This window comes from Thauera terpenica 58Eu, from assembly GCF_000443165.1.
GTDB lineage: Bacteria > Pseudomonadota > Gammaproteobacteria > Burkholderiales > Rhodocyclaceae > Thauera > Thauera terpenica.
This window is the reverse complement of record NZ_ATJV01000012.1, coordinates 1-389: the sequence shown is the minus strand read 5'-3', so window position 1 is coordinate 389 and position 389 is coordinate 1. Positions and strand designations below refer to the sequence as shown.

The window sequence follows — 389 nt, the reverse complement described above, 5'->3', positions numbered from 1 at the left end:
GACCACACCACGCTCAAGCTCGCCGCCGAGTGCGAGAAGATCGACTACCCCAAGCCCGATGGCGTGCTCACCTTCGATCGCCTGTCCTCGGTGTTCCTGTCCAACACCAACCACGAGGAAGAGCAGCCCTGTCACCTGCAGCTCAAGAACGCCTCGACGCCGATCGAGATCAACCTCGCGCGCTACGACGCGCCCGAGCAGCGTTACTGCCCGGCCGGGGTGTACGAGATCGTGCGTGACGACTCGGGCGCCAACCCGCGCCTGCAGATCAACGCGCAGAACTGTGTGCACTGCAAGACCTGCGACATCAAGGACCCCACGCAGAACATCAACTGGGTGGTGCCGCAAGGCGGTGAGGGGCCGATCTACCAGGGCATGTAAGCGCTGCA

1 protein-coding gene is annotated in these 389 nt (G+C 63.8%); it reads left to right on the top strand.

The window, feature by feature from the left end; genetic code table 11:
• Nucleotides 1-381 (top strand): 4Fe-4S dicluster domain-containing protein (locus M622_RS0119775; protein ID WP_031346156.1); only part of this gene is annotated, 381 nt, incomplete at its 5' end.
• Nucleotides 382-389 lie beyond the last annotated feature (8 nt).